This is a genomic window from Streptomyces sp. NPDC006326 (genome assembly GCF_040612915.1).
Lineage (GTDB): Bacteria > Actinomycetota > Actinomycetes > Streptomycetales > Streptomycetaceae > Streptomyces.
On record NZ_JBEXRC010000002.1, the window covers coordinates 116,296 to 142,445 of the forward strand.

General features: G+C 71.9%; 25 protein-coding genes and 1 tRNA gene. 10 read left to right on the forward strand and 16 right to left on the reverse strand.

Features of this window, described 5'->3' with window-relative positions:
* Positions 1–109: 109 nt before the first annotated feature.
* The 13 genes from ABZ128_RS02230 to ABZ128_RS02290 form a co-directional block, all read right to left on the reverse strand.
* The gene (locus ABZ128_RS02230) at positions 110–643 is read right to left on the reverse strand and encodes a SigE family RNA polymerase sigma factor (RefSeq protein WP_356845559.1); all 534 of its coding nucleotides are present in this window, start codon (positions 641–643) and stop codon (positions 110–112) included.
* A 192-nt stretch (positions 644–835) separates the two neighbouring features.
* Positions 836–2,002 (reverse strand): lipid-transfer protein, encoded by a 1,167-nt coding sequence (locus ABZ128_RS02235; RefSeq protein ID WP_356845560.1) that lies wholly within the window; start codon positions 2,000–2,002, stop codon positions 836–838.
* A complete protein-coding gene (locus ABZ128_RS02240) occupies positions 1,999–2,397 on the reverse strand; it encodes a MaoC family dehydratase (protein ID WP_356845710.1) in 399 nt (132 codons plus the stop codon). The genes ABZ128_RS02235 and ABZ128_RS02240 overlap by 4 nt, the downstream gene beginning before the upstream one ends.
* A 5-nt stretch (positions 2,398–2,402) precedes the next feature.
* Positions 2,403–3,446: an acyl-CoA dehydrogenase family protein gene (locus tag ABZ128_RS02245; RefSeq protein WP_356845561.1), complete on the reverse strand. Its 1,044-nt coding sequence runs from the start codon at positions 3,444–3,446 to the stop codon at positions 2,403–2,405.
* Positions 3,446–4,492: an OB-fold domain-containing protein gene (locus ABZ128_RS02250; RefSeq protein ID WP_356845562.1), complete on the reverse strand. Its 1,047-nt coding sequence runs from the start codon at positions 4,490–4,492 to the stop codon at positions 3,446–3,448. Before ABZ128_RS02250 ends, ABZ128_RS02245 begins: the two co-directional genes overlap by 1 nt.
* Complete coding sequence (locus ABZ128_RS02255) at positions 4,489–5,667, reverse strand: acyl-CoA dehydrogenase family protein (protein WP_356845563.1); 1,179 nt, start codon at positions 5,665–5,667, stop codon at positions 4,489–4,491. Before ABZ128_RS02255 ends, ABZ128_RS02250 begins: the two co-directional genes overlap by 4 nt.
* A gap of 304 nt (positions 5,668–5,971) precedes the next feature.
* Positions 5,972–6,427: a DUF6344 domain-containing protein gene (locus tag ABZ128_RS02260; RefSeq protein WP_356845564.1), complete on the reverse strand. Its 456-nt coding sequence runs from the start codon at positions 6,425–6,427 to the stop codon at positions 5,972–5,974.
* A gap of 221 nt (positions 6,428–6,648) precedes the next feature.
* Positions 6,649–6,736: transfer RNA gene (locus ABZ128_RS02265), tRNA-Ser, on the reverse strand.
* Between the two features lie 106 nt (positions 6,737–6,842).
* The gene (locus ABZ128_RS02270) at positions 6,843–7,799 is read right to left on the reverse strand and encodes a peptidase (protein ID WP_356845565.1); all 957 of its coding nucleotides are present in this window, start codon (positions 7,797–7,799) and stop codon (positions 6,843–6,845) included.
* A 252-nt stretch (positions 7,800–8,051) separates the two neighbouring features.
* Positions 8,052–9,098 carry a putative sulfate exporter family transporter gene (locus ABZ128_RS02275; RefSeq protein ID WP_356845566.1) on the reverse strand — a complete coding sequence of 349 codons (1,047 nt, stop codon included), beginning with the start codon at positions 9,096–9,098 and terminating at the stop codon, positions 8,052–8,054.
* On the reverse strand, positions 9,098–9,646 hold the full coding sequence (locus ABZ128_RS02280) for a cysteine dioxygenase family protein (protein WP_356845567.1): 549 nt from the start codon (positions 9,644–9,646) through the stop codon (positions 9,098–9,100). The genes ABZ128_RS02275 and ABZ128_RS02280 overlap by 1 nt, the downstream gene beginning before the upstream one ends.
* Before the next feature lie 79 nt (positions 9,647–9,725).
* Complete coding sequence (locus tag ABZ128_RS02285; RefSeq protein ID WP_356845568.1) at positions 9,726–10,631, reverse strand: LysR family transcriptional regulator; 906 nt, start codon at positions 10,629–10,631, stop codon at positions 9,726–9,728.
* Positions 10,632–10,733: 102 nt separating this feature from the next.
* On the reverse strand, positions 10,734–12,332 hold the full coding sequence (locus ABZ128_RS02290; protein ID WP_356845569.1) for a trypsin-like peptidase domain-containing protein: 1,599 nt from the start codon (positions 12,330–12,332) through the stop codon (positions 10,734–10,736).
* Positions 12,333–12,554: 222 nt separating this feature from the next.
* Here ABZ128_RS02290 and ABZ128_RS02295 point away from each other — a divergent pair, with 222 nt between their 5' ends.
* The 3 genes from ABZ128_RS02295 to ABZ128_RS02305 all read left to right on the forward strand — a co-directional run bounded on the left by ABZ128_RS02295 (position 12,555) and on the right by ABZ128_RS02305 (position 15,236).
* On the forward strand, positions 12,555–13,355 hold the full coding sequence (locus tag ABZ128_RS02295) for a glycerophosphodiester phosphodiesterase (RefSeq protein WP_356845570.1): 801 nt from the start codon (positions 12,555–12,557) through the stop codon (positions 13,353–13,355).
* Between the two features lie 85 nt (positions 13,356–13,440).
* Positions 13,441–14,043 (forward strand): ATP-binding protein, encoded by a 603-nt coding sequence (locus tag ABZ128_RS02300; RefSeq protein WP_356845571.1) that lies wholly within the window; start codon positions 13,441–13,443, stop codon positions 14,041–14,043.
* A gap of 218 nt (positions 14,044–14,261) precedes the next feature.
* Positions 14,262–15,236, forward strand: coding sequence for a DUF5926 family protein (locus tag ABZ128_RS02305; RefSeq protein WP_356845572.1), 975 nt, complete (start codon positions 14,262–14,264; stop codon positions 15,234–15,236).
* A 182-nt stretch (positions 15,237–15,418) separates the two neighbouring features.
* On the opposite strand, the gene ABZ128_RS02310 is transcribed toward ABZ128_RS02305, so the two are convergent.
* Positions 15,419–15,826, reverse strand: coding sequence for a hypothetical protein (locus tag ABZ128_RS02310; RefSeq protein ID WP_356845573.1), 408 nt, complete (start codon positions 15,824–15,826; stop codon positions 15,419–15,421).
* Positions 15,827–16,202: 376 nt separating this feature from the next.
* Positions 16,203–16,901, reverse strand: a complete 699-nt coding sequence (locus tag ABZ128_RS02315; protein ID WP_356845574.1) for a bifunctional DNA primase/polymerase — start codon at positions 16,899–16,901, stop codon at positions 16,203–16,205.
* 448 nt (positions 16,902–17,349) lie between these two features.
* On the opposite strand from ABZ128_RS02315, the gene ABZ128_RS02320 reads away from it, so the two are divergent.
* Together ABZ128_RS02320 and ABZ128_RS02325 are read left to right on the forward strand one after the other, a co-directional pair.
* The gene (locus tag ABZ128_RS02320) at positions 17,350–18,969 is read left to right on the forward strand and encodes a PP2C family protein-serine/threonine phosphatase (RefSeq protein WP_356845575.1); all 1,620 of its coding nucleotides are present in this window, start codon (positions 17,350–17,352) and stop codon (positions 18,967–18,969) included.
* Positions 18,970–19,056: 87 nt separating this feature from the next.
* Positions 19,057–20,523: an aminopeptidase P family protein gene (locus ABZ128_RS02325; protein WP_356845576.1), complete on the forward strand. Its 1,467-nt coding sequence runs from the start codon at positions 19,057–19,059 to the stop codon at positions 20,521–20,523.
* Positions 20,524–20,600: 77 nt separating this feature from the next.
* Here the strand turns inward: ABZ128_RS02325 and ABZ128_RS02330 are convergent, their stop codons facing one another.
* On the reverse strand, positions 20,601–21,101 hold the full coding sequence (locus ABZ128_RS02330) for an ATP-binding protein (RefSeq protein ID WP_356845577.1): 501 nt from the start codon (positions 21,099–21,101) through the stop codon (positions 20,601–20,603).
* Between the two features lie 203 nt (positions 21,102–21,304).
* On the opposite strand from ABZ128_RS02330, the gene ABZ128_RS02335 reads away from it, so the two are divergent.
* The 5 genes from ABZ128_RS02335 to ABZ128_RS02355 all read left to right on the forward strand — a co-directional run bounded on the left by ABZ128_RS02335 (position 21,305) and on the right by ABZ128_RS02355 (position 26,150).
* Positions 21,305–22,111, forward strand: a complete 807-nt coding sequence (locus ABZ128_RS02335; protein ID WP_356845578.1) for a hypothetical protein — start codon at positions 21,305–21,307, stop codon at positions 22,109–22,111.
* A gap of 103 nt (positions 22,112–22,214) precedes the next feature.
* The gene (locus ABZ128_RS02340) at positions 22,215–22,931 is read left to right on the forward strand and encodes a YcnI family protein (RefSeq protein ID WP_356845579.1); all 717 of its coding nucleotides are present in this window, start codon (positions 22,215–22,217) and stop codon (positions 22,929–22,931) included.
* 63 nt (positions 22,932–22,994) lie between these two features.
* A complete protein-coding gene (locus ABZ128_RS02345) occupies positions 22,995–23,645 on the forward strand; it encodes an SCO family protein (protein WP_356845580.1) in 651 nt (216 codons plus the stop codon).
* The gene (locus tag ABZ128_RS02350; RefSeq protein ID WP_356845581.1) at positions 23,642–24,154 is read left to right on the forward strand and encodes a copper chaperone PCu(A)C; all 513 of its coding nucleotides are present in this window, start codon (positions 23,642–23,644) and stop codon (positions 24,152–24,154) included. The genes ABZ128_RS02345 and ABZ128_RS02350 overlap by 4 nt, the downstream gene beginning before the upstream one ends.
* 22 nt (positions 24,155–24,176) lie before the next feature.
* Positions 24,177–26,150: a copper resistance protein CopC gene (locus tag ABZ128_RS02355; RefSeq protein WP_356845582.1), complete on the forward strand. Its 1,974-nt coding sequence runs from the start codon at positions 24,177–24,179 to the stop codon at positions 26,148–26,150.

Consider the following 26,150-nt stretch of genomic DNA (forward strand, 5'->3'; position numbering starts at 1 on the left):
GGCGGTGTTCCGTCGGTGTTCCGTCGGTGTTTCACGTGAAACGTCGGGGGTTTCACGTGAAACGTTGGGGGTTTCACGTGAAACGTTGGGGGTTTCACGTGAAACATCCTCAGCGGACCGGGGTGAGCTCCGGGTCCTCGCGGAGCTTGACCAGGGCCCGGGAGACGGCGCTCTTGACCGTGCCGACCGAGACGCCGAGCAGCTCGGCGGTCTGGGCCTCGCTCAGGTCCTCGTAGTAGCGCAGGACGACCATGGCCCGCTGCCGGTCGGGCAGCCGGGTCACGGCACGCCACATCGCGTCGCGTAGCGCCTGTGCCTCCGCGGGATCGGTGGCCGGCGCTTCCTCGGTCTCGGGCAGCTCCTCGCAGGCGAACTCGTCGACCTTGCGCTTGCGCCATTGGGAGGTGCGGGTGTTGACCAGGGCCCGGCGCACGTAACCGTCCAGTGCGCGGTGGTCCTCGATGCGGTCCCAGGCGACGTACGTCTTGGCGAGCGCGGTCTGGAGCAGGTCCTCGGCGTCGCACGGGTTGGCGGTGAGCGAGCGCGCGGTGCGCATCAGGACCGTCCCGCGGGTCCGGACGTACGCCGAGAACGACGGGTACGTCGTCGGATTCGAGGCGAGTGTGCACACAGGCGTGGTCATGGCTCCACGCTAGAAGCGCGACGGCCCCCTGGGATCGGCCGCAGGTGCCGAAGGCGGATCCATCTCAGGTTGTAGGGGAAGGCCGCACCCCACCTCCTGAAGGTGGAGGAGGTGGGGTCCCGTGGGAGCCGGAGCGTGCGGTGAGCCGTCGGTCGGCTGCCCGGTCCCCCGGGGAGCGGCCCCGGCTGCCGGTCAGCCGTCGGCGCCGAGGATCAGCCCGGAGGTCGGCACCCCCGTGCCGGCCGTGACGAGTACGTGCTCTGCCGCCCTGACCTGGTTGACCGAGGTGCCGCGCAGCTGGCGGACGGCCTCCGCGATGCCGTTCATCCCGTGCAGGTACGCCTCTCCGAGCTGCCCGCCGTGCGTGTTGAGCGGCAGCGCGTCCGCCGCGACGAAATCGGCGGCCTCACCGGGCTTGCAGAAGCCGAACTCCTCCAGCTGCATCAGGACGAACGGGGTGAAGTGGTCGTAGAGGATGCCCACGTCGATGTCCGAGGGCCGCAGTCCACTGGTCCGCCACAGCTGCCGCGCGACCACGTCCATCTCCGGCAGTCCGGTGAGGTCGTCGCGGTAGAAGGAGGTCATGGCCTCCTGACGGCGGCCGGCGCCCTGTGCGGCAGCGGTGATCAGGGCGGGCGTCTGCCGGAGGTCACGGGCCCGCTCGGGGCTCGTGACGACGATCGCCTGACCGCCGTCCGTTTCCTGGCAGCAGTCCAGCAGCCGCAGCGGCTCGACGATCCAGCGCGAGGCGGCGTGGTCGGCGAGCGTGATGGGCTTGCCGTGGAAGTAGGCGGCGGGGTTGTTCGCGGCGTGCCGGCGGTCGGTGACGGCGACATGGCCGAAGGCCTCCGGGGTCAGGCCGTAGGCGTGCAGATAGCGCTGGGCGGCCATGGCCACCCAGGAAGCCGGGGTGAGCAGCCCCCAGGGCAGTGACCAGCCGAGCGCCGCGCCCTCCGCCGAAGGCTCGCGCTGCTGCACGCCGGAGCCGAAGCGGCGGCCGGAGCGTTCGTTGAAGGCCCGGTAGCAGACCACCACCTCCGCGACCCCGGTGGCGACGGCGAGAGCGGCCTGCTGGACGGTGGCGCAGGCCGCGCCGCCGCCGTAGTGGACACGGGAGAAGAAGGAGAGCTCCCCGATGCCCGCGGCCTGGGCCACGGTGATCTCGGGGCTGGTGTCCATGGTGAAGGTGACCATGCCGTCGACGTCGGCAGGGCCGAGTCCGGCGTCGTCGAGGGCGGCGTGCACGGCCTCGACGGCGAGCCGGAGCTCACTGCGGCCGGAATCCTTGGAGAACTCGGTCGCGCCGATGCCGGCGATGGCGGCCCGCCCGCCCAGCCCGTCCCGGGTACGGATGCTCATGCCGCGCCTCCCGCCGGTCCGAGGGTGACGCTGACGGTGCCGGTGACGTGGTGGCCGAGGCGGTTCGTGCCGACGACCCGGATCTCGGCGGTGTCCCCGTCGAGGGCGACGACGGTGCCGGTGAGGGTCATGGTGTCCCCCGGGTAGTTGGGGGCGCCGAGGCGGATGGCCACCTTGCGCAGGACGGCGTCCCGGCCGAAATGGTCGGTGATGTAGCGGCCCACCAGGCCGTTGGTGGTCAGAATGTTCATGAAGATGTCCGGGGAGCCCTTCTCCTGGGCGAGGACGGCGTCGTGGTGCACGTCCTGGTAGTCGCGGGAGGCGATGGCGCCCGCGACGATCAGCGTGCGGGTGATCGGGATCTCCAGCGGCGGCAGTGCGTCGCCGGCCTTCACGCCGTTCATGCGGCCTCCCCCTCGGATCCGGCGGACAGGAGTGCGCCCAGCTCGGCCAGCAGTTCGCTGCCGCAGCCCAGGTAGGCGTCGAGCTGGCGTCCCCACAGGAAATGCCGGTGGACGGGATGGTCCAGATCCGCTCCCATGCCGCCGTGCAGGTGCTGGCCCGCGTGCACCACCCGTTTGCCGGCCTCCGAGGCCCACCAGGCCGCGGTCAGGGCGTGCTCGTGCGCCGGTAGTCCCTCGTCGATGCGCCAGGCGGCCTCGTACGCGGTGACCCGGATCGCCTCCGTGTCCATATGGGCGTCGGCCGCGCGCAGCATCACGGCCTGGTTCGTGGAGAGCGGCCGGCCGAACTGCTCCCGGGTGGAGGTGTATTCCACCGCCCGGGCCAGCGAGCCCGCGCAGACGCCCGCCTGCAGTCCGGCGAAGGCGGTGCGCGCGGCGGCCAGCACCTCGTCGTGGGCGCCCTCCCCGCCGAGGCGTTCCGCCGGGGCGTCGGCCAGGGTCAGCCGGCCCGCCGCCCACGGGGCGGTGGTCTCCACCGCCGAAGTACGCACGCCGGCTGCGTCCGTCCGTACGAGCCACAGGGCGCGGTCCGTATCCGGGACCAGGACGTGCGTGGCCTCGCGCAGCCAGGGCACGACCGGGGCGGTGCCGGTGAGCCGGCCGTCCGGGGAGGCGAGGAAACGGCCCCGGGCGGGGAAGGCGCCGGTGGCCACCGCCTCGCCCGAGCCCAGCGCGGGCAGCAGGCGGGTGCGCTGCTCGGGACTGCCGTGGGCGGCGACCGGCAGCACGCCGTACGCGCAGGTGGCGGCGTACGGGACCTGCGCGGTGGTGCGGCCCTGCTCTTCCAGCAGCAGCACCAGGCCAAGCAGGCCGACGTCCTCCACGGCGGAGACCAGTCCGGCGGAGGTGAGGGCCTTCCACAGCTCGGCGTCGCTGCCGGTGCCGGCCGCGGCGAGGCGTTCGTGGGTGGCGAGGTCGGTGAAGATCCGGGCGGCGAGGCCGGCCGCAGCGGCCTGTTCCTCGGTGGGGTGGAAGTCCATCAGCCCTCGCTCCCCCGGAAGACGGGCAGTTCCAGCTCCTCGTCCACCCGCAGGAACTCCAGCTGTACGGGCAGCCCGATGCGGACCTTGTCGTAGGGGATCCCGGTGATGTTGCTGATGATCCGGACTCCTTCGGCGAGTTCGACCAGCGCGACCGCGTAGGGGCCTCCCGCGCCGGCGCCGTCTTCATGCGCGGTGAAAGCCGGGAAGGGCGGATGGTGCATGACGACGTACGAGAAGACCGTGCCCGCGCCGGACGCCTCGACGGTGTCCCAGTCGAGGCCGGCGCAGGCATGGCAGCCGGGCAGCCAGGGGAAGCGGAGCGTCGCGCAGGCCGTGCACCGCTGGATCAGCAGCCGGTGCTCGCATACGCCGTCCCAGAAGCCCTGGTTGTCGCGGTTGACCACGGGGCGGGGGCGCCGGGCAGCCGCCGCCTTCTTCTGCTGCCGGTCCCGGGGGGCGTCGGGTGCGTATTTGAGGATGCGGAAGCGGTGGGTGCCGGCGGGTTCGCCGTTCGCCTGGACGTCCATGCGGGTGGTCACGAAGTGGCCGGTGCCCAGCTTGGTCGTCTTGCGGGGCGACACCGACTCGATGACGGCGTCGTAGGTGATCGCGTCGCCGGGGCGCAGCGGGCGGAGGTACTCCTGCTCGCAGTCGGTGGCGACGACCGAGGTGCAGCCCGCGCCGTCGAGGAGCGCGAGGAGCTCGTCGTAGGCGGAGGAGCGGCCGCCGTGACCGGAGAGCCCGCCCATCGTCCAGGCCTGCAGCATGGTGGGCGGGGCTATGGCGTCGGGGCCGGTGTAGGAGGGGTTGGCATCGCCCATCGCCTCGCACCAGTGGCGGATCATCGGCTCGTTGACCGGGTCCTTGCCGCGTCCGGCGGTGGCGGCGGGCTGCCCCTCGAAGGCCCGCAGCAGCGCGTGGAAACGGTCATCGGCACCGGCGCGGGCGTCGGCTGCGGCCGCACTTCCGGCCTCGGTTGCGCCCCCGGCTCCGGCGCGGCCCCCGTCCTGCGCCGTGTCGTCGTCGTCCGCCGTGGCGGTCATCGCTTCCTCCCCTTCATGCCGAGCCGCATCATGGCGACGATCTCCCGCTGGACCTCGCTGACCCCGCCGCCGAAGGTGTTGATCTGGGCGGCGCGGTTCATCCGCTCCAGCTCACCGCCGGCGAAGACCGCAGGCCCCTGCTCCGGCCCCGGGCCCCGGATGAGCGCCTCCTCGCCCACCACCTCCTGGCACATCCGGTAGACCTCGACGGCGGACTCGGTGCCCAGGAACTTGACGCCGCTGGCGTCGCCGGGGGCGAGGGTGCCGTTGCCCACGTCCTGGACCAGGCGCCAGTTCAGGAGCCGTACGGCTGCCAGCCGGGCGTGGGCCTCGGCCAGCCGGGACTGCACCCAGGGGCGGTCGGCGGGACGCTCGCCGGTGGCGGGGTCGGGGGTCCGGGCACGGGCGAGGGCAGCCGCGTAGAAGTCCTCGGCCTGCATGCCGATGGCGGCCAGGGCCACGCGTTCGTGGTTGAGCTGGTTGGTGATCAGGCCCCAGCCGCTGTGCTCGGGGCCGACGAGATGGCCGGCGGGCACGCGCACGGAGTCGTAGTACGTCGCCGTGGTGGTGAGTCCGCCGACCGTCTCGATCGGGGTCCACGTGAAGCCGGGGACATCGGTGGGGACCAGGATGATCGAGATCCCCTTGTGCTTGGGGGCGTTCGGGTCGGTGCGGCAGGCGAGCCAGATCCAGTCCGCGTTCTGGGCGTTGGAGGTGAAGATCTTCTGCCCGTCGACCACCCAGTCGCCGTCCGGGCCGCCGTCGCGCACGGCACGGGTGCGCAGGGAGGCGAGGTCCGTGCCTGCCTCGGGCTCCGAGTATCCGATGGCGAAGACGATCTCGCCGCTGAGGATCCGGGGGAGGAAGTAGTCCTTCTGCTGCTGCGTGCCGTACTTCATGAGGGTCGGGCCGACGGTGTTGAGGGTGACCATGGAGACGGGCGCACCCGCCCGGTAGGCCTCGTCGAAGAACACGAACTGCTCGTCCGCACCCCGTCCTTGTCCCCCGTACTCGACGGGCCAGCCGAGGCCGAGCAGACCGTCGGCGCCGATGCGGCGCAGTAGCGCGCGCTGGGCGGCCGGGTCCTCGGGCAGCCCGTCCGGCAGCAGATCGTGGAAGTACTCACGCAGCTCGGCGCGCAGCCGCAACTGGTCTTCGGTCGGGGCGAGGTGCACGGTGCTGGCCTCCCGGCATCGCATCGTTCGAGTGAAACTGACTGTCCGTCAGATTCCTGTCCGATGTCAAGGTCGCGCGGGCGGGAGGTGCGGGCGAACCGGCCAGAGCGGAAACGTTTCACCGCACTCAGGCCCCCGCACACGCCAAAAGGGCCGCTCCGTCCGGGAACCCCACCGTCTCCCGGGCCTGCGGCCCTGCGATCCCAAGCTCAGCTCCTGCACACTCCCGGCATCCGCCGGAAGCTCGTTCGCCGCCCGTACGCCCTGGCGGCGCGGGCAGGCCCCGCACGCCGGGCACCTGCCACTAGGCGGCGAGCGCCAGCCATTGGCGGGCGGCTCGGACCGTACGGCCACGGCCGGATCCGGCGGGCCCGGCGGCCACGGGCGCCACGGCCGACGCGGATGCGGGGCACGGCCCCGACGGCTCCGTGGCCTGGGAGACCGGCGCCAAGGGCCAGTCCGCGGCGGCGCCGGCCGCGGGGGCCGAGCGGCGGACGGACGGGGACTTGCCGTGGGCCTCGGCCCGGATGCGCTGCTTGATGGTGGGCGGGAGCGCCCTGCCCCGCATCACCGCCCGCCAGGTCCGCCGGGCCACCGGCACGGCCGGCCGGCGCACGGCGGCGGCCGCGGGCCGGGGGGACGCGGCAACGACGACGGCGGACGGAGCCGTCTTGCGACCGAACCCGAGGGAAGCGAGGAGCGCGACGAGCGCGGAGACGACGGCGGTCCACAGGGACGCGACGGTGATGCGGTGGGCCATGACGGGTGCCTCGATTCGCAAAGTTCCGACGGGCGGATCTGCATACATTCGGCATGATGTGTCCGCAACCGCACCGCTTCACCGACGCGCGCCGATCTTCCGACAAACACCACTCGGAAGAACCAAGGCCCCGCAGCCGTCGACCAGGCCGTCCCGGCTGCACGACGAAGGGGCGCCCCTCGGGAGGGGCGCCCCTTCTGATCAGCACGTTCGCCGGTCTGTGGCGGTGGGTGTGGGATTTGAACCCACGGTGACTTGCGCCACGACGGTTTTCAAGACCGTTCCCTTAGGCCGCTCGGGCAACCCACCCTGCCCGTCCCAGCTGGGACGGAGCGGCTACAGCCTACCGGCTGGGGGAGGTCGGCGGGGGCGGCCTTGTGCCGGGACGGCCGGGCGGGGCGGTCAGGAGGTCTGGTCAGGAGGTCTGGGCCTTGTCGTACGCCGCCTTCGCCTCGTTGCCGAAGTACGGGCCGAACATGCGGTTCGGCAGGAAGGTGTAGCCGAAGCTGTTCACCGAGACCTGGGTGCCGAGGCCCGTGGACTCGTTGAAGTCCTGGAACCAGGGGCCGCCACTGGAGCCGCCCGTCATGTTGCAGCCCAGGCTGTGGTCCTTGGTGAGCAGGAAGTCCTTGCCCGTGGAACCGCTGCAGTAGATGAGCTTCGTGCCGTCGTACGGTGCGGCCGCGGGGAAGCCGAAGGAGTACATCTTCTTGTTGTAGCCGCCGTTGAAGAGGATGCCCTGGGCTCCGACGACCTGGCTGAGCTTCTGGCCGTTCAGCGGGGCGACGACGGCGAGGCCGACGTCCATGTTCATGTCCTCGCTGGCGGCCCACTGGTCGGTGGCGAAGGTCTTGGTGGCCGACCACTGGCCGTAGGGGGCGTTGCCGTTCTCGTACCCCGGGACGAAGATCCAGTTGGTGTGCCAGGCGCCCTGGTACTTCACGCAGTGGCCCGCGGTGATGACCGTGCTGCCGTTGGCGCTGGTGATGGAGTCACCGGAGCAGGAGGCGGTCCGGTCCCCGAAGGTGAAGAAGACCCGGCCCGAGGTTTTGACGACCGCCCCGCCGCCCGTCCACGCACCGCCCGCCTGCGGGAAGGAGGTCGGCGAGGCCGCCGCGGAGGGAGCCGTCGGGGCGATGGCGGTGGGCCGGGCCGAGATGGCGACCGGGGTGCGCGCCACCCCGGGCGCCGCCGTCACGTCCAGCGGGACCGCGGACCGCATCCGCTCCGCGGTCCAGAAGCCCTGGGTGTGCTGCTGCGTGAACGAGGCGGGGGTGTCGGCGGCAGCCGAGGGGGTGGCCGCCGTCAGCGCGCCCGCAAGGAGGGCGCCTGCCGCCAGGAGGACCGATGCTGCCGTGCGATGACGAATCACGCCTGACTCCTTCTGCCGTGCCCGGTCCCCTCGGACCGGACAGGGTGGGGGTGAAGAGCTGTCGGTGCGGATCGGCCGCAGGGTCGCACGCACGGCACGAGAAGTCAGGAGACAGTCAGAACGTTCGGTCGGTTCCGGCCAGGAATTGGCCAACTCCCACCCGTTCGCCTGCCGCCCGATCCGTTGTCATCCGTTCCCTCGGCATCCGCCGCCCTGGCATCCGTGCCCCCTCGTACGGTCGGCGACACTCCCTCATACGGTGAGCAGCACCCCCGCGTACGAGACGCCCGCCACCACCACCCAGGCCCCCAGTCCCAGGACGGCGGCCCTGCCCCCGGTCCGGGCCAGCGTGGGCAGGTGCACCGCACTTCCCAGGCCGAACAGGGCGGCCGCCAACAGGAGTTCCTGCACGGTGTGGGCCCACTCCAGCGCCGCATCGGGCAGCACCCCGGTGGTCCGCAGAGCCGCGGCGGCGAGGAAGCCGGCGACGAACAGCGGAACCGGCGCGGGACGGCGCCCCGAGGTCGTACGCACGCCCTGCCGCCGCGCCCGTACCGAGAAGGCCACGGCTGCCACCAGCGGGGCCAGTAGTGCCACCCGCATCAGCTTGACCAGCACCGCCTCGCCGAGGGCCCCCGGGCCCGCGGTCTGCGCGGTGGCCACGACCTGGCCGACGTCGTGGACGCTCGCGCCGACCCAGCGGCCGAAGGCCGGGTCGGTCAGCCCCAACGGGCCCTGGAGCAGGGGGAGTACCGCGATGGCCAGGGTCCCGCACAGGGTCACCAGGGCCACCGAGGAGGCCACGTCCTCCTCGTCACTGTCCGACACCTGGCTCACCGCGCCGATCGCCGAGGCTCCGCAGATCGAGTACCCGGTGGCGATCAGCAGCGGCTGGTCGCCGGGGAGACCGAGCCTGCGCCCCAGCCAGAGCGTGCCGAAGAAGGTGGCCGCGACCACAGCGGCCACCATCAGCACCGTCGTCCAGCCCAGCCGGAACACCTGGTCCAGGCCCAGACCGAGGCCCAGCAGCACGATGCCGATCCGCATCAGGCGCCGGCCGGCCAGGGAAAGGCCCGGACGTCCGATGCCGCGTACGACCCCTCGCAGGCCCGGCAGGTGGGCTGCGGCGATGCCCAGCACCACCGACGCGGTCAGCATCGGCACCGCGGGCAGCAGGCGGTGCACCGTCCAGGCGACCAGGACCCCGGCGGCTGCAAGCCCCAAACCCGGCCAGGATGACGGTGTTTCACGTGAAACATGCCGGACTGCCAGGCTCTGCGGGCGGTTGAGGAGGGCCATCAGTCGACGGGCGGCGTGTAGGTACGGCGGATGCTGGTACCCAGCCGGGACACGTCCGCGCCGTAGATGTGGACGGATATCGCCTTGTCCGCACAGGAGTTGCGGACCTTGTGAATGTCTCCGGGCGGCGCGAACCCGCAGACCTCGCCCTGACCGTTGACCACGTCCTCGGTCGCCACCAGACGGGCCGGACCCGCCCCGGGAGCCAGGCGGTAGCGGCGCTCGCTCTCCTGGCCCTGGTGCACCCCCGCCACGCACCAGGACACGTGGTCGTGGATGCAGGTCTCCTGCCCCGGCAGCCAGACCAGCGCGACCACGGAGAAGCTGCCGTCGGACTCGGCATGCAGGATGTGCTGGCGGTAGCGCTCAGGGTCGCCCTCCTGCTGCGCTTCGGTCAGCAGGTCGTCGCTCCCCAGATGAGGGGCGAGCAGCTCGCCCACCAGGTACGCGGTCAGGTCCGGGGCCAACCCCCGGTCGACGACCGTACGGATTTCACGGACGAGGGCGGCCATCCTCGCGGTCGTGCGGGCCGGTGTTGTGGTGGTCATACCGGCAGCGTCCTGCTGCCGATCCATCACGTCCAACGACAGTTCTGACCCGAATTCCCAAGCCGTGCTTATGAATCGGTCAGCAGCCGACCCGGTTCAAGGCCACTCTCTTCAGCTCCTCCAGCACTACGGCCGTCGCCGGTACGCGCAGGTGCTCCCGGTAGACGTACGCGGCGATGTGCCGCCGGGCGGCGGGTTGCAGCGCCCGCCCGCAGGCCCGGGTCAGCGAGAGCGAGGGCAGCACCAGCGCCGGCATCATCGCGACACCGAGCCCCTGCGCGACCATGCTCTGCACGACCAGGTTGTCATCGGTCGCGAACCGGATGTCCGGCACGAAGCCCAGCTCGGCGCACTCGTGCAGCAGGTTCGCCCGGCAGCGCGGGCAGCCCGCGATCCACTTCTCCTCTGCGAGGTCGGCCAGCTGCACGGCCCGGCGCCGGGCCAGGGGATGCCCCGTCGGGAGCAGCACCGTCAACTGGTCCTCCAGCAGCCTGACCTCGGCAACCTCCTCCGGGATCTCCTCGTGGAGCCCCGGGTAGGTGAAGGCGAGGGTGATGTCGCACTCCCCGCGCTCCAGTCGGCGCAGCGACTCGGGCGGCTCCCCTTCCAGCAGCTCCACCTGGATGCCCGGGTGGTCCTTGGCCAGGCCGCTGAGGGCCTCGGGGACGAGGGTGGCGTTGGCGCTGGGGAATCCGCACAGCCGGACCCGCCCGGTCCGCAGCCGGGCGTACGCCTTCAGCTGGGCCTCTGCGGCGGAGAGGCTGCCGAGGATGGACTCGGCGTGCCGGGCCAGGGACTCCCCGGCCTCGGTGAGCTTCATCCTGCGGCCGATGCGGGTGAACAGCGGAGTGCCCACGGCCCGTTCGAGGGCCTTCATCTGCTGGGTTATCGCCGGCTGGGTGTAGCCGAGGACGCGAGCGGCCGCCGAGTAGGACCCCGAGGCGACCACCTCGTGGAACGTCCTGATATGCCGCGAATCGAACACAGGGGAAGCATAAGCGGACGTTGGGAGGGGCCGTAGGCGTAATCGCGCCCACGGCCCCTCACCATCCGGCCACTGCTCGTCAGGCGTGGAGGTGGCGAAGCCCTACTTGTCGCCGACCCGCGAGCCGAGCGTGATGTCGACGGTGGACGGCTTCCCGTCGCGCAGGTAGGTCAGCTTCACCACGTCGCCCGGCTTGTACGTCCAGATCTCGCTGATCAGGGTCGGGCCGCTGTCGACCGGCTTGTCGCCGAACTTGATGATCACGTCGCCGGGCTTGAGGCCGGCCTTGCCGGCCGGCCCGTTCGGGTCGACCAGCTCGTTGGCGGGGGCGCCCTGCTCGGAGATCTTGGCGCCCTCGACCTTGGACTGGAGGTCCACGGAGACCGAGATGACCGGGTACACCGGCTTGCCCGTCTTGATCAGCGACTCGGCGACGTTCTTGGCCTGGTTGATCGGGATGGCGAAGCCGAGGCCGATCGAGCCGGCCTGGCCGCCGCCGAAGCCGCCGTTGCCGGCGGACTGGATGGCGGAGTTGATGCCGATGACCGCGCCCCGCCCGTCGAGGAGCGGGCCGCCGGAGTTGCCCGGGTTGATCGAGGCGTCCGTCTGCAGCGCGCTCATGTAGGAACTCTTGCTTCCGGAGCCGTCGCCGGAGGCCACCGGACGGTTCTTGGCACTGACGATGCCGGTGGTGACGGTGTTGGACAGGCCGAAGGGCGCGCCGATCGCGATCGTCGGGTCGCCGACGGCGACCTTGTCGGAGTCGCCGAGCGCCAGCGGCTTGAGACCGGACGGCGGGTTCTTCAGCTTGAGCACGGCCACGTCGTAGCCCTGGGCCCGCCCGATGACCTCGGCCTCGTACTTCTTGCCGTCCGAGAAGGTCGCGGAGAGCTTGCCGCCGTTGGCCGCAGAGGCCACCACGTGGTTGTTGGTGAGGATGTGGCCCTGCTGGTCGTAGACGAAGCCGGTGCCGGTGCCACCCTCGCCGTCGCCTGCCGAGGCTTCGATGGTGACGACGCTCGGCAGCGCGGCGGCGGCCAGGCCCGCGATCGAACCGGCCTCCCGCTTGATGTCCTTGGGGGTGTTGCTCGCGGAGATCGTGGTCGAGCCGGTGCCGTCGTTGCCCCGCTCGGCGGCCCAGTAGCCGACGCCGCCGCCGACGCCGCCGGCGAGGAGGGCCGCCACCAGGACGGCCGCGATCAGGCCGCCCCTGCCCTTCGGCTTCGCGGGCGGGTGGCCGTCGGTGGTCAGCGGCGTGCCCCAACCGCCGTGCCCTTGGCCTCCGCCCGCGCCGTACGCCGGGACCGCGGGCGGCGGGGGCGGCCAGCCCTCGGCTCCGTGCGCGGCCGGTGCCGGGGCCTGCGGGTAGGGCGGGGCGCCGGAGGATGCCGGGGTGGGCGGGATCTGCTGCGTGGGCTCGGTGCCCGGCGCGGGGGTCGGCGGAAGCTGCTGGGTCACCGGCTCGGCGGTGGGCGCCGTGGCGCCGGACGCCGCCGGAGCAGCGCCGACCGGGGCAGCCGGAGCGGCGGCCGATGCCGGCGGTGTGGTGGGTGCGGGCGGTCCGGCAGGGGCTCCCGGGGCGGCCGTGGCCTCGGCTGCCGGCACGGACGCGGGCGCCTCGGGGGCGGGAGTGGCCACCGGTGGTGCGGACGGGGCCGCGGGGGGCGTAGGGGCCGCGGTGCCCTCGTTCTCGGTGCTCACAGCGCTCTCTCCTCGTCACACACGGCTTCAGACAATCCTGCTCTTCGGCCCGACTGAACGTTCGACGTGCCGCACAAGTTCCAGGGAAAAGCCTTCCCCATGACCCGTCAGAGCACTGTAAGCCGGACCTGTGCGTCTCCCCCATCCTTTATCTCCGGCATTTCCGGCGCATCCCCAGGACTCGGCCGTCACCCGAAGGCCTCGCGGTGGCACCATGACCCGGTGACCCACGCAACGCCGCTTCCGATCCAGGTCGTCGCCCACCGAGGAGCCTCGGAGGACGCTCCCGAGCACACCCTGGCCGCGTACCGCAAGGCCATCGAGTACGGCGCGGACGCCCTCGAATGCGATGTCCGGCTCACCGCCGACGGCCATCTGGTCCTGGTCCACGACCGCCGGGTCAACCGCACCTCCAACGGCCGCGGCGCCGTCTCCGCCCTGGAGCTGGCCGATCTCGCCGCCCTCGACTTCGGCTCCTGGAAGGACCGCGAGGAGTCGCCCGACTGGGACGCGGACCCCGAGCGCACCTCGGTGCTCACGCTGGAGCGGCTGCTGGAGCTGGTCGCCGACGCCGGGCGGCCGGTGCAGCTCGCCATCGAGACGAAGCACCCGACCCGGTGGGCCGGACAGGTGGAGGAGCGCCTCCTCTTCCTCCTCAAGCGGTTCGGGCTGGACGCCCCGCCCGCCGAGGGCCCCCACCCGGTCCGCGTGATGAGCTTCTCGGCGCGCTCCCTGCACCGGGTGCGGGCGGCCGCTCCGACGGTCCCGACCGTGTACCTGATGCAGTTCGTCTCCCCGCGCATGCGCGACGGGCGGCTGCCGGCCGGCGTACGGATCGCCGGACCGGGCATGCGGATCGTGCGCAGCCATCCCGGCTTCATCCGCAGGCTCCAGGCCGCGGGCTACTCCGTACACGTATGGACAGTGGACCGGCCGGAAGACGTTCAGCTCTGCGCTGATCTGGGTGTGGAAGCGATCATCACGAACCGACCGCGGCAGGTTCTGTCCCAGCTCGGACGCTGACGTCCCCATTTGCGCACCCGCCCCAGCAGGCCCGTCGGTGACAGGGCGTGCCCCGGCGCATCCGCTCCGCAACCGGTGGTCATGAATGCGTCACAGGGCCCGGCCAGGGCGGTTTCCGGTCCAGGCCATTGGGGCATCCAGACCATGGCGTGGGGCTAAGGAGGTTCCGGGGGTGGCGTTGGTGGTGGCACAGGAAGTGCCCACGTCGTCGTGCATGGACGTACGCCATGGTCCTGCTGGCGTGGGCGAGGCGAGACACCGCATGCGTGAGCAATTGCGTATCAGCGGAGTGTCCGATTCGGTCGTGGACGACGCCGTACTGATCCTTTCCGAACTGCTCAGCAATGCCTGCCGCCACGGCAGACCACTGGGCGCGGGCGAGATCGGGGACGGGGAGATACGCGCCGCATGGCGCATCGACAGGGCGGGACGGCTGACGGTCGAGGTGACGGACGGGGGCGGTCCCACCCGCCCGGTTCCTTCCACGCCCTCGGTCACCGCCCGCGGCGGCCGGGGGCTGAACATCATCAGCGCCCTCGCCCAGGACTGGGGTGTCCGGGACGGTGCGGCGGGCGAGGTCACCGTATGGGTGATCGTCGCGTGCGGGCCCCGGCACGAGGATTTCGCTACGCGCGTTGCGCCCCCGGCGATCGACTTCAGCACCGCCTTCGACGATCTGGAGCCCTGACCGGTCCGAACGGCCCGAAGGATCCGACCGGCCCGGCCGGTCAGATCACCGCCCGCCGTACACCTGAACGACCCGCAGCACAGGCCATCCGCACAGGCGGCCGTCCGGGAGCGCACGCCGACCGTGCTCCCGGCCGCACAACACCGGTTCCGGCGGTACGAACGACTAGGCTCCCGCCCAGACACAAGCCGTACCGCCGCAACCGGGAGACACCCACGATGGCCAAGAAGCGCCCCGCAGCCAAGAGTGCAAAGCCGCAGCTCAAGAACGGGGAGATCCCGGTGGTGGGCGCGCGGGAGCCCTGCCCGTGCGGATCCGGGCGCCGCTACAAGGCCTGTCACGGCGCGGCTGCCGCGCACGCCGTCACCGAGCACGTGCAGCGCCCCTTCGAGGGCCTGCCCGGCGAGTGCGACTGGGTGGCGCTGCGCGAGCTCGTGCCCGCGGCCACCGTCCCGCTCTCCCTCAAGGGCGGTCTGCCGGAGGGGGTCCCCTCCGTCACCCTGGTGACCGTACTCCCCATGGCCTGGCCCGCGTTGCGCCGCGAAGACGGCTCCGTCCTGCTCGCCCTGCAGAACGACTCGACCACCGGGGACCTCGCCCGGGACATGGCGGACACCCTGCAGCGCGCGCTCCTGGCGGAGCCGGGTACTCCCGTTCCGGCTCGCCGGGTTCCCGCCGAGGGTTCCCGACTTCAGGATCTCCTGGACACGGACGGCGTTTTCGAGCCGGTTGTGCACAGCGGCTTCGAATTCTGGATTCCGGATGCGGAGAACGCCCAGAACGCCTCGCCGGAGATCGCGGCCTCGCTGGAGCGCGCCAACGCGGCTGCCATCCCGACGGTCAAGCTGGCCGGCGTGGACGCGGCCTACTGGTGCGAGACCCCGGACAAGAACCACCTGCGCTGGGTGATGCCGCACCCCGAGGAGAAGCTGCTCGACGCCCTCGCGCGGCTGCACGCCGCCGGCAGCTCCTCGCTCGGTGAAGGCACCCGACTGGTCGGTTCCTTCCGGGCCCACGGCCTGATGGTCCCCGTCTGGGACCTGCCCACCGGAGTGAGCGCCGACGACGTGGAGAAGCCCGCCGCCGCCTTCGCGGAGCGGCTGGCCACGGCCCTGGCGTCGGACGCTCCGCTGACCGCCGACGAGCGCCGGGCGCGCGGTGGCCTCACCAATCGGCAGATCACGCTGAGCTGACCGCCGCAGGTCCCGCAGGGCCGGTGACTGGGGTCACAACTCCCGCTAATCGTCTGCAAATCGGTGTCTGAATATCAGAGATCGAATTTGCGAACAGGCGATCTCTTGTTACCGTTCTTGTAGCCCGGTCGCTGGTGCATCCCCCGTCGCCAGCGATCGGGCCCTTCCATTTCCGCGGCAGGTCAACCGTCTGCCGGAGCCGGTGCGTTGCTCCCGGACCGCAGCAGCAGCCGCCCTTCATCATCCGGAACTGCAAACTCCGCAACGGCCGAGTAGCTGTCGGGTGTTCCCGCCGAGGCCTCACGCGGCGTCTCGCAGAGCCCCGGATCATCCTCCGCCCCCACCGCGCAGCGGATCTGCACCGTACGCCCCGCCGGGCCCATCAGCGTCAGGACGGCGTCCAGCGCGTGGCCGCTGGTGTTGCGGTAGTAGCTGCGACCCCAGGTCCGGCCCTCGCTCACGAGAATGCAGGTCTGCGCCTCCAGCCCTTGTGGGGCGGACAGTTCGGGCCCGCAGCGGGAGTCCGTACGCGGCTGCTCGGACGGACCGGGAGCCGCGGGCGGGGCGGAGTGCGCGGGGGTGGCGGGCATCGCGGATGCGGACGGACGGGCGGGCGCTGCGCCGGGTGTCGCCGTACGGGACCGGCCCGATGGATCGCCGAAGCCGAGGGACGAGAACAAGCCGCCGCCTTTTCCGTCATCCTGACCGGCGAAATCGGGTCCGGCGATCGCTCCTGCCAGCGGGAGCGACAAGATGATCAGCACACCGGCGCTGATACCGATCAAGCGGAGATTCATTCGGCGAAGATAGCGATGCGGGAATGGGACGCGGAGATCCCCGCGCCCAATTCCCTTGGAAACTCGTCCCACCGACACCCGTACGAGTGATCGGCGGACATCGTCTTGTGCACTCCGTACGCGAGACTCGGTGCGCGAGGCTCGGTGCGCGAGACTCAGTACGCGAGACTCAGTACGCGAGCCGGCTGCCACCGCCGGACGCACCGCTGCTCGCCTCGACCAGTGCGTCGACCACGGCCTCGACCTCCGGCAGCCACGGGCTCCCGGCGCCGGCGGGCCGGCGCTCCCAGCGCACCTGCCCGCCGCCGGACGCGGGGGAGGGCGGCAGCAACAGGTAGCCGCCCTCGCCGTGGAAGCGCAGCGCGGAGGGCACGTGGTCCTTGGCGTAGAGGAGTTCGCCGAGTCGCTCCAGCGAGTACGGCGCCACCAGCAGGGACCACCGGGTCGGCGTGGCCACGATCGGCCCGAGCCGCATGCCCTGCGCGTCCAGCCGTACGACGGCACGCGCGGCAGCGGCGGCGGGCAGGCTCACGGCGCAGGGGGCGGCCCCGCCGGTGGCGAGCAGGACCGGGGCGGCGGGCCGGTTGGCCCACCACCAGGCCACCATGCGGGGGTCCGTGGTGGCCGCGAGCAGGCCCGGGTCGAAGGGGTGCGCGCCGGGAACGACGCAGTCGGGGTCGGGACAGGCGCACCGGCGGCCGTCGGCACCGCAGCGGCCGACCCCGGGCAGCACGGGCCACTGCCAGGCCGTCGCGCAGGTGAGCGCCGTGTCGAGGAGCGCCGGATCACCGCTCTGCCCCGGGACGGGACGGAGGGATTTCAGGCGATTGCGGAGCCGCCGGAGACGCCTTCCGAGGATCTCGCGCATGAGCGCTCGTTCCTTTCCGTTGAACGCCGAGGGCCACATCACACCATGTAAGCGGTGTCTCACCACACGTACACGTTTCGCGTCACTGTCCGCCAGAAGCAGGTTCACACGGTTCGTGCAGTTTTCTTACAAGGGCCGTGAAACGTCCGGCGGGGCGGAACGCTACCCGCGCCGGCGCCGAGACCGGCTGCCGCCGCTAAGGACGACGGCTCGCACCGGGCGGTTCCCGGCGGATGCCGGGTGGTTCCCGACGGTGCCGGGCGACTCCCGGCTGGTGCCGGATTGCGCCAACTGACCCCGGACACCACCGATTACGTACCCGGGCCCGCTCTGACGCCCGACCAGTCGATCGCAAAAACCGTCCGCTTCCCTCTTTTTCCAGCCAAGTTCTAGCCTTGGCTGGACCGTGAGTTGCAGTCCCACGGACACCAGGATTCCCAGCTGGGCAATGCTGGACATCGATCCTCGTGTGCGTGTAGATGTGGATTCATTGATGGCGGCGCAGCACGATCTGGGGGTTTGCGATGCTATATGGCGAATCGCACCAGGTGGAAAGGCGGACGCCATGAGCGCCCCGCATCTGCCGAAAGTGGCTGGAATCGATCCAGCAGTTACCGCGGTCCCGCACACTGCCGCGCCCGCGCTCGTCCGGACAGCCCCCGCACCGACCCCCGCACCCGGCCCCGGCACCCTGATCCAGGACCGGCTCGCGGGCATGGTCTCCGACCTCACCACCCTCCACGAGCTCACCGAGCGCCTCGCCCGCGCCTGCGACCTCGAATCCTCCCTCCAGGAGTTCCTGCGCGCGGGAGCCGCCCTCGTGGGGGCCCGCCGCGGCCTGATCGTCCTGGAGCCCTCCGACGGGCTCGGGCCCAGCACCACGATCGGCCTCGGCCTCGGCCGGGCGGATCTCGGGCACATCGAGACCGTGCCGCGCGCCGCCACCTCGTACGGCCGCATCCTCGACGGACTGCCCGACGCCCAGGGGGGCTCCGAGGTGCTCCCCGAGCCCGACGCGCCCCCCGGCCTCGGCGGGTACGGCGTCCCCGTCGACCCCCGCCAGCGCGAGGTGGCCGCCCGCCTCGGGTACGCCGCCAGTTACGCGCTGCCGCTGGTCGCCGAGGCCACCGGGCGACTCGGCGCGGCCGTCTGGCTCTACGACGAGCAGGCCGAGCCGAGCGACCGCCAGCGCGACCTCGCGGGGCTCTACGTCCGGCACGCCGCCGAGCACCTGGCCCGGATGCTGGAGGTGGAGCGCTCCCGCAGCCGGCTGGCCACCGTCGCCGAGGAGCTTCTGCCCAGCCGGCTCCCCCGGATCCCCGGGGTGCAGCTCGCCGCCCGCCACCACACCGGACCGCAGGGCGGCGGCGACTGGTTCGACGCCCTGCCGCTGCCCGAGGGCGCCCTCGGCCTGGCCGTCGGCTCCGTCACCGGGGCGGGGCCGAGCGCCGTCGCCGCGATGGGCCGGCTGCGGGCCTCGCTGCGGGCGTACGCCGTCATGGAGGGCGAGGACCCGGTCGCGGTCCTCTCCGACCTGGAGCTGCTGCTGCGCCTGACCGAGTCGGCGCGCTCGGCGACCGCGCTCTTCGCCTACTGCGAACCGGCCCACCGCAAGATCCTCCTGGCCGGGGCCGGGCACACCCCGCCACTGCTCATCGGCCCGCGGCGCACCGAGTACGTGGAGACGACCCTCTCGGCGCCGCTCGGGATGCTCGCCTGCTGGGAAGCACCGAGCGTGGAGATCGAACCTGCGGCCGGAGAAACGGTGCTGCTCTACACCGACGGGCTGCTGCGGCGCACCGGCGACGCCATGGACCGCGCCTACGCCCGGTTGCACGCCGCGGCGGCGGGGGTGCCCCGCGGCGCCCGCGAGGACCCGGCGGCCCTCTGCGACCACATCCTGCGGACGGTACTGCCGGAGGACGACCCGGCGGTGTCGGGCTCCGCCGGTCCTGCCGGTTCCGCTGGCCACCTCGGGTCCGTCGGGTTCGCGGGGTCGGCCGGATCCGCGTCGGCGGCGGAGGTGCCGGGGGAGGACATCGTCCTGCTCGCTGCCCGGTTTGACTGATTTATCACATCTGCCGCCTGGCATCTTCCCTTCGCACATACGATGGACGCGGTCCATACCCGGTCCTGTCGTAGCTGAGGAGAAGACGTGGCGGACGAGCTCACCCCGGAGACCCCGGAAGAAGAGCAGCCCCAGAAGAAGCACAAGCAGCGCAAGAACGGGCTGTACCCGGGCGTCAGCGACGAACTTGCCGAGAACATGCGCACCGGCTGGGCCGACACCGAGCTGCACGGTCTTGAGCCCATCGCCCAGGCCGCGCACACCGCGGCCCGCCGCGCCGCGCTGTCCGCGCGCTTCCCCGGGGAGCGCCTCGTCGTGCCCGCGGGCCGCCTCAAGATGCGCTCGAACGACACCGAGTACCCCTTCCGCGCCGCGACGGAGTACGCGTACCTCACCGGTGACCAGACCGAGAACGGCGTCCTGGTCCTGGAGCCCGCGGGCGAGGCCGGCCACACCGCCACGATCTACCTGCTGCCCCGGTCGGACCGCGAGAACGGCGAGTTCTGGCTCTCCGGCCAGGGCGAGCTGTGGGTCGGCCGCCGCCACTCCCTCGCCGAGGCGGAGCAGCTCCTGGGCATCCCCGCCAAGGACGTGCGCGAGCTCGCCGACGCGCTCGCCGAGGCCACCGGCCCGGTGCGCGCCGTCCGCGGTCACGACGCCGTCATCGAGAAGGCCCTGACCGACAAGGTCACCGCCGAGCGCGACGAGGAACTGCGCGTCTACCTCTCCGAGGCCCGCGCCGTGAAGGACGCGTTCGAGATCGGCGAGCTGCAGAAGGCCGTCGACTCGACCGTCCGCGGCTTCGAGGACGTCGTGAAGGTCCTGGACAAGGCCGAGGCGACCTCCGAGCGCTACATCGAGGGCACCTTCTTCCTTCGCGCCCGCGTGGAGGGCAACGACGTCGGATACGGCTCCATCTGCGCCGCCGGCCCGCACGCCTGCACCCTGCACTGGGTGCGCAACGACGGCGACGTCCGCTCCGGCGACCTCCTCCTGCTGGACGCCGGTGTCGAGACGCACTCCCTCTACACCGCGGACGTCACCCGCACGCTGCCGATCAACGGCACGTACACCGACATCCAGCGCAAGATCTACGACGCGGTGTACGAGTCCCAGGAGGCCGGCATCGCGGCCGTGAAGCCCGGGGCGAAGTTCCGCGACTTCCACGACGCCTCGCAGCGCGTGCTGGCCGAGAAGCTCGTGGAATGGGGCCTGCTGGAGGGCCCGGTCGAGCGCGTCCTGGAGCTGGGCCTGCAGCGCCGCTGGACCCTGCACGGCACCGGCCACATGCTCGGCATGGACGTCCACGACTGCGCCGCCGCGCGCACCGAGGCATACGTCGACGGCACGCTGGAGCCGGGCATGTGCCTGACCGTCGAGCCCGGCCTGTACTTCCAGGCCGACGACCTGACCGTGCCCGAGGAGTACCGGGGCATCGGCGTCCGGATCGAGGACGACATCCTCGTCACGGAGGACGGCAACCGGAACCTGTCGGCCGGACTGCCCCGTGCCTCCGCCGATGTCGAGGCCTGGATGGCGCGCCTGAAGGGCTGACGCCGACGGCGCACCGGCCCGCCGGCGGCGCTCGTGTCACAGGGGCGGGACCTCCGTGCGAGGTCCCGCCCTTCGTGTCACGAGACCTTCAGCAGCGCTCCCTCGCGCCATTTGAGGACCTTGTCGAAGCTGACCACCGCGCCCCGGCCCGGACGGTTGCGCAGTCTGACGTGGTCGGCGAGCTCCTCGATCAGCCACAGGCCCCGGCCGTGTTCGCACTCCGCGGTGGCGGCCGGGGCGGCGGGCGCGGCCGGCGCTGGTCTGTGCCCGGCCACCGTCGCCGCCGGGAAGCCCGGGCCGGAATCGGTCACCTCGATCCGGCAGCAGTCCCCGTCCAGATAGGCGGTGACGCGGTACGCCGCGCACGCCTCGGGGACGGATCCCCCGCCGGAACCGGTGCCGGCCACCGGCCCGCCGTGCTCCACCGCGTTCGCACACGCTTCGCTCAGTGCCACCGACAGGTCGAAGGAGATGTCCGGGTCCACCCCCGCGGTCTCCATCGTCCCGAGCAGCAGTCGCCTGGCGAGCGGCACGCTCGCGGCTTCGCGCCTCAAGTGGAGAGACCACCAGATGCTCATACGGTTACCTATTGCCGCGCCGGGCGGACCGTAAGCCCCCGGCGGCCGTCAGAGCCCTCATTCGGCCGATGCGGCACTCCCGGCGGGGCGTGTATGCCGACGTCTGGACCCCGTAGGCCTGGAACACCCTCGTACGGGGTCACTCACGACCTTCCGGACCTGCCGTATGAAGGGCCGGAGCGCAGTGCGATGATGTCCCGGCCATGACTGCCCCCCACACGACGTCCGCCGGAGCCGGTCTCCGGTTGATCCGGGCCGCGGTGTTCACCGCGGTCTGCGTCGTGCTGTCCGCGGCGGGGCATGCGGTGGCGTCCTGCGCCACCGTCCCGTGGTGGGCCCTCACCGTCGCCTTCCTGGCGGTGTTCGCGGTCACGGCTCTGCTCGCGGGACGACGGCGCTCGCTGACCGGCATCGCGGTCGGACTCACCACCGGGCAGCTCGGCCTGCACACCGTCTTCGGCCTCGGGCAGCACCGTGCGGCCGCCCCGGCACCTGCCGGCCCCGACTCGGCGCTGCCGGCCCTCGCCGCCCGGCTGATCTGCGGCGGCAACTCCGTACCGCTCAGCCCGGCCGACGCCCGGCAGGTCCTGGAGACCGCCGGACTGGACCCGGCCGCCATGACGGCCGAACTGGCGGCGCAGGGGCATGCCGGCCATGCCTCCATGGTGCAGGCCTCCTCCGCCCCGGACACCGCACTGTTCAGCCCGGCCATGCTGGCCGGGCACCTGCTGGCCGCGCTCGCCGTCGGCTGGCTGCTCGCACGCGGCGAGGCGGCCCTGTTCCGCCTCCTCGAACTGTCCCGGGCCTCCGCGGGATCCGACCCCGTCCGTCCGCTGCGCGCCGCGCTGGCCTTCGTACGGGCCCTCGCCGCCGGACTCCCGGACCCCTCCGCCCGTGCCCCGCGCCGTACCCGGACCGCCGGGGCGGCAGCAGCGGACACCGGCCGGGAGGCACTCCACCACACGGTGATCAGGCGCGGCCCGCCCGCGGCGCTCGTCCTCGCAGCCTGACGCGGCACCCCTTCCCCGGGCCGGGGGAGCACCGGTGCCGCGAACTCCGCGCGCGCCCGTGCGCGGAGCCACCGCCACCTCTGCTCTGTAGGAGTGTCCCCGCATGAAGACCTCTCGCGTCTCCTTCGCCGCCGCCCTCGCCGCCGGCGCCGTCCTCGTCCTGTCCGGCACCGCCTTCGCGCACGTCAGCGTGCAGCCCGGCGAGGCCGCCAAGGGCGGCTACGCGACGCTCAACTTCAAGGTCCCCAACGAACGCGACAACGCCTCGACCACGCAGCTCGAAGTCAACTTCCCCGTCGACCAGCCGCTCACGTCCGTCATGCCGCAGGACATCCCCGGCTGGACCGTGACCGTGGAGAAGAGCAAGCTCGACAAGCCGCTCACCGTGCACGGCAAGCAGATCAACGAGGCGGTCACCAAGGTCACGTGGAGCGGCGGCAAGATCGAGCCCGGGAAGTTCCAGCAGTTCCCGGTCTCCGTCGGCAAGCTGCCCGAGAACGCCGACCAGATGGTCTTCAAGGCGATCCAGACGTACGACAACAACGAGGTCGTCCGGTGGATCGAGGAGGCCAAGGAAGGCGCCGCGGAGCCGCAGAACCCGGCGCCCGTCCTTAAGCTGACCGCCGCCAAGGCCGCCGACCATCACGACGACGGCAAGAAGCCGGCCGCGGCCGGCGCCGGCGACACCACGAAGGACGAGCACGAGGAGGCGGCCGCCAAGGGCTCCGACACGACGGCCCGCGCCCTGGGCGTCACGGGCATCGTCGTCGGCCTCGGCGGGCTCGCGTTCGGCATCGCCTCGCGCCGCCGCGCCTCCTGACCTATCGGACCGTCAGGCCGTAGGCCTGAGCCAGACCACCCCCGATCCCAGGGACATTCCTCCATGCACAGCACACGTGTGACGGTCGCCGCCCTCGTGGCGGCGGCCGCACTCGCCCTCACCGCCTGCGGCGGCGAGAGCGCGAAGACCGGCTCGGTCACCCAGATCACCGGCCAGACCAAGACCGGCAAGGCGACCGTCCTCGACCGCCCCTTCGACAAGCCGGACCTCGTCCTGACGGATACCACGGGCAAGCCGTGGAACCTGCGGGAGCAGACCAAGGGCAAGCCGACGCTCATCTACTTCGGCTACACCAACTGCCCCGACGTGTGCCCGCTCACGATGAGCAACATCGCCGTCGCCAAGAAGGCGCTTCCCAAGGCCGACCAGGACCGGCTCCAGGTCGTCTTCGTCACCACGGACCCCGAACGGGACACCCCCGACTCCCTCGGCGCGTGGCTCCGGTCCCAGGACCCCTCCTTCACGGGGCTCACCGGGGACTTCGCCACCATCCAGGCCGCCGCCCGCACCCTCGGCATCGGTATCGAGGCGCCCAAGAAGCAGGCCGACGGCAGCGTCGTGTCCATGCACGGCGCCCAGGTCATCGCGTTCTCGCCCAAGACCGACGAGGGATACCTCCTCTACGGCGAGGGCACGACCGTCGACGACTACACCAAGGACCTGCCGAAGATCGTCAAGGGGGAGAACCCGTGAACGCCCGCACCACCCGCACCCTCGCCGCCGCCCTCTCCCTGACGGCAGCATTCGCCATATCCGGCTGTTCCTCGGACTCCGGCTCCGGCTCGGGCGCCAAGGCCGACGGGGCCAAGCCGAGGATGACGGTCAGCGGGGCCTACATGCCGGAACCGGTGAACGACAAGATGGCCGGCGCGTTCATGGTCATCAAGAACGACTCCGGGACCGCCGACAAGCTCACCGCGGTCACCAGTGCCCTCTCCGACGATCTGCAGATCCACGAGACCAAGGACCAGAAGATGCAGCAGGTCCCGTCCATGGACGTGCCTGCGAACGGCGAGCTCAAGCTGGAGCGCGGGGGCAGCCACATCATGTTCATGGGGCTCAGGAACAAGCCGAACGTCGGCGACAAGGTCACCGTCGAGCTGCGCTTCGAGAAGGCCGACCCGGTCAAGGTCGAGCTGGACGTCAAGGAACGGACGTACAACGCCCAGGCTCCGACATCCACCGATGGCAACGCCCACTGACGGACCGAGGTACTGACACGCCATGACGGCCACCGCCCTCGCCCCCTCCCCCGCCCGCGTCCGGGCCGCGGCTCTGCTGCCACGGCTCACGCTGGTCCTCGCGGCCCTGCTGGCAACGCTGTTCACCGCTGCCGCGCCGGCCACGGCACATGCCGCGCTCACCGCGAGCGATCCCCAGGACGGGGCGGTGGTCGCCACGGCCCCCGCTCAGGTCACCCTCTCCTTCTCGGAGCAGGTCGCCATGGGCGACGACTCCATCCGCGTCATGGACCCCCAGGGCAAACGCGTGGACACCGGCGAACTGCGCGACATGTGCAGCGGATCCACCATCCGCTACGGCACCGCCCTGCACTCCGGCCTGCCTGACGGCACGTACACCGTCGCCTGGCAGGCGGTCTCCGCCGACAGTCACCCCGTCTCGGGGGCCTTCACCTTCTCCATCGGGGCACCGTCCAGCACGAGTGTCATCCTGCCCACGCGTCAGGGCGGCGGCGGTCCGGTGGGCATCGCGTACGGCGTCGCCCGCTATGCCGCCTACGCCGGTTTCACCGTCCTGGTCGGGGGCGCCGCCTTCATCCTTCTGTGCTGGCGGCGCGGCGCGGCGCAGCGCCCGCTGCAGAAGCTCGTCCTGCGGGGCTGGGTCACCCTCACCGCAGCCACCCTCGTGATGGTCGTGCTCCGCAACCCGTACACCGGCTCGGGAAAGTTCGCCGACGCCCTCGACCTGAGCGGGCTCAAGTCGGTACTGGAGACGAAGACCGGCGCCTCCCTCGTCTCCCGACTGCTCCTCCTCGGGGCCGCAGCGCTGTTCGTCGCGGTGCTCTTCGGTGCGTACGCCCGGCGTCAGACCGCCCCGGCCGGGGAGGAGAACGCGAGCAAGGACACCGGCGACCTGTTCTTCGGCCTCAGCGTCGGCGGGACCGTCGTCGCCGGCGGTATCGCCGCCACGTGGGCCCTTGCCGAGCACGCCTCCACCGGTGTGCAGCCCGGTATCGCCATGCCGGTGGACATCGTGCACCTGATGGCCGTCGCCCTCTGGCTCGGCGGGCTCACCGCGCTGCTCGTCGCCCTCCACCGCGTGCCCGACATGGAGCGCGAGGCCGTCCAGCGCTTCTCGAAGGTCGCCTTCGTCTGTGTCCTGGTCCTCACGGCCACCGGGATCTACCAGTCCTGGCGTCAGCTCGGCAGCTGGTGGGCCCTCACGGGCACGAGCTACGGGCAGCTCCTGCTCGTCAAGATCGGCCTGGTGGCCGTCCTGGTCGCAGTCGCCTGCCTCTCCCGGAACTGGACCGCGCGGTTGTCCGACCCGGCAGCCGGGACTGCGGCGAAGCTCGTCCCCCAGCGCAATGTTTCACGTGAAACGCGAGGCGCTGTTTCACGTGAAACATCGGCCGTCGGCGTCCGCACCGCAGGCACGGAGGACCCGAAGCGGGCCGCGCAGCTGGCCAGGCAGCGCGCCGCCCGTGAGAACGCGCGGCAGAAGCAGGCCCGAGACGCCGATCCCTCCCGGGCGGGCCTGCGCCGCACCGTGCTCGCCGAGGCCGCCGTCGCGGTCGCCCTGCTCGCGGTGACCACCGTGCTCACCGGGACGGAGCCGGGGCGCGCCGCGGAGCAGGAGGCGGGTCGCACCACCCCGGCCGCGGCCGTCCCCAACCGGGCCATCAAGATCACCCTCCCCTTCGACACCGGAGGCGCGAAGGGCAAGGGCTCGGTCCGACTCGAAGTCGACCCGGGCCGGGTGGGCGCCAACACCCTCCACCTCTGGGTCACCGACCCCGACGGCAGCCCTCTCGACATCCCCGAGATCAAGGTCGCCTTCACCCTCCCGGCCCAGGAGATCGGACCGCTCCCGCTCGTGCCCGAACGCGCGGCGCCCGGCCACTGGAGCGCATCGGGCGTCCAGCTGCCGTTCGCCGGGGAATGGCGGATTGACGTGACCGTCCGTACCTCCGACATCGACCAGACGACCGTCCAGAAGAACGTGAAGATCGGCTGA

Coding starts and splice junctions, on each gene's coding strand:
- ABZ128_RS02230 (WP_356845559.1), bottom strand. CDS start 643: ATGACCACGCCTGTGTGCACACTCGCCTCGAATCCGACGACGTACCCG.
- ABZ128_RS02235 (WP_356845560.1), bottom strand. CDS start 2,002: ATGAGCATCCGTACCCGGGACGGGCTGGGCGGGCGGGCCGCCATCGCC.
- ABZ128_RS02245 (WP_356845561.1), bottom strand. CDS start 3,446: ATGGACTTCCACCCCACCGAGGAACAGGCCGCTGCGGCCGGCCTCGCC.
- ABZ128_RS02250 (WP_356845562.1), bottom strand. CDS start 4,492: ATGACCGCCACGGCGGACGACGACGACACGGCGCAGGACGGGGGCCGC.
- ABZ128_RS02260 (WP_356845564.1), bottom strand. CDS start 6,427: ATGGCCCACCGCATCACCGTCGCGTCCCTGTGGACCGCCGTCGTCTCC.
- ABZ128_RS02275 (WP_356845566.1), bottom strand. CDS start 9,098: ATGGCCCTCCTCAACCGCCCGCAGAGCCTGGCAGTCCGGCATGTTTCA.
- ABZ128_RS02280 (WP_356845567.1), bottom strand. CDS start 9,646: ATGACCACCACAACACCGGCCCGCACGACCGCGAGGATGGCCGCCCTC.
- ABZ128_RS02300 (WP_356845571.1), top strand. CDS start 13,441: ATGCGTCACAGGGCCCGGCCAGGGCGGTTTCCGGTCCAGGCCATTGGG.
- ABZ128_RS02305 (WP_356845572.1), top strand. CDS start 14,262: ATGGCCAAGAAGCGCCCCGCAGCCAAGAGTGCAAAGCCGCAGCTCAAG.
- ABZ128_RS02310 (WP_356845573.1), bottom strand. CDS start 15,826: ATGCCCGCCACCCCCGCGCACTCCGCCCCGCCCGCGGCTCCCGGTCCG.
- ABZ128_RS02315 (WP_356845574.1), bottom strand. CDS start 16,901: ATGCGCGAGATCCTCGGAAGGCGTCTCCGGCGGCTCCGCAATCGCCTG.
- ABZ128_RS02320 (WP_356845575.1), top strand. CDS start 17,350: ATGCTGGACATCGATCCTCGTGTGCGTGTAGATGTGGATTCATTGATG.
- ABZ128_RS02330 (WP_356845577.1), bottom strand. CDS start 21,101: ATGAGCATCTGGTGGTCTCTCCACTTGAGGCGCGAAGCCGCGAGCGTG.
- ABZ128_RS02335 (WP_356845578.1), top strand. CDS start 21,305: ATGACTGCCCCCCACACGACGTCCGCCGGAGCCGGTCTCCGGTTGATC.
- ABZ128_RS02340 (WP_356845579.1), top strand. CDS start 22,215: ATGAAGACCTCTCGCGTCTCCTTCGCCGCCGCCCTCGCCGCCGGCGCC.
- ABZ128_RS02345 (WP_356845580.1), top strand. CDS start 22,995: ATGCACAGCACACGTGTGACGGTCGCCGCCCTCGTGGCGGCGGCCGCA.
- ABZ128_RS02355 (WP_356845582.1), top strand. CDS start 24,177: ATGACGGCCACCGCCCTCGCCCCCTCCCCCGCCCGCGTCCGGGCCGCG.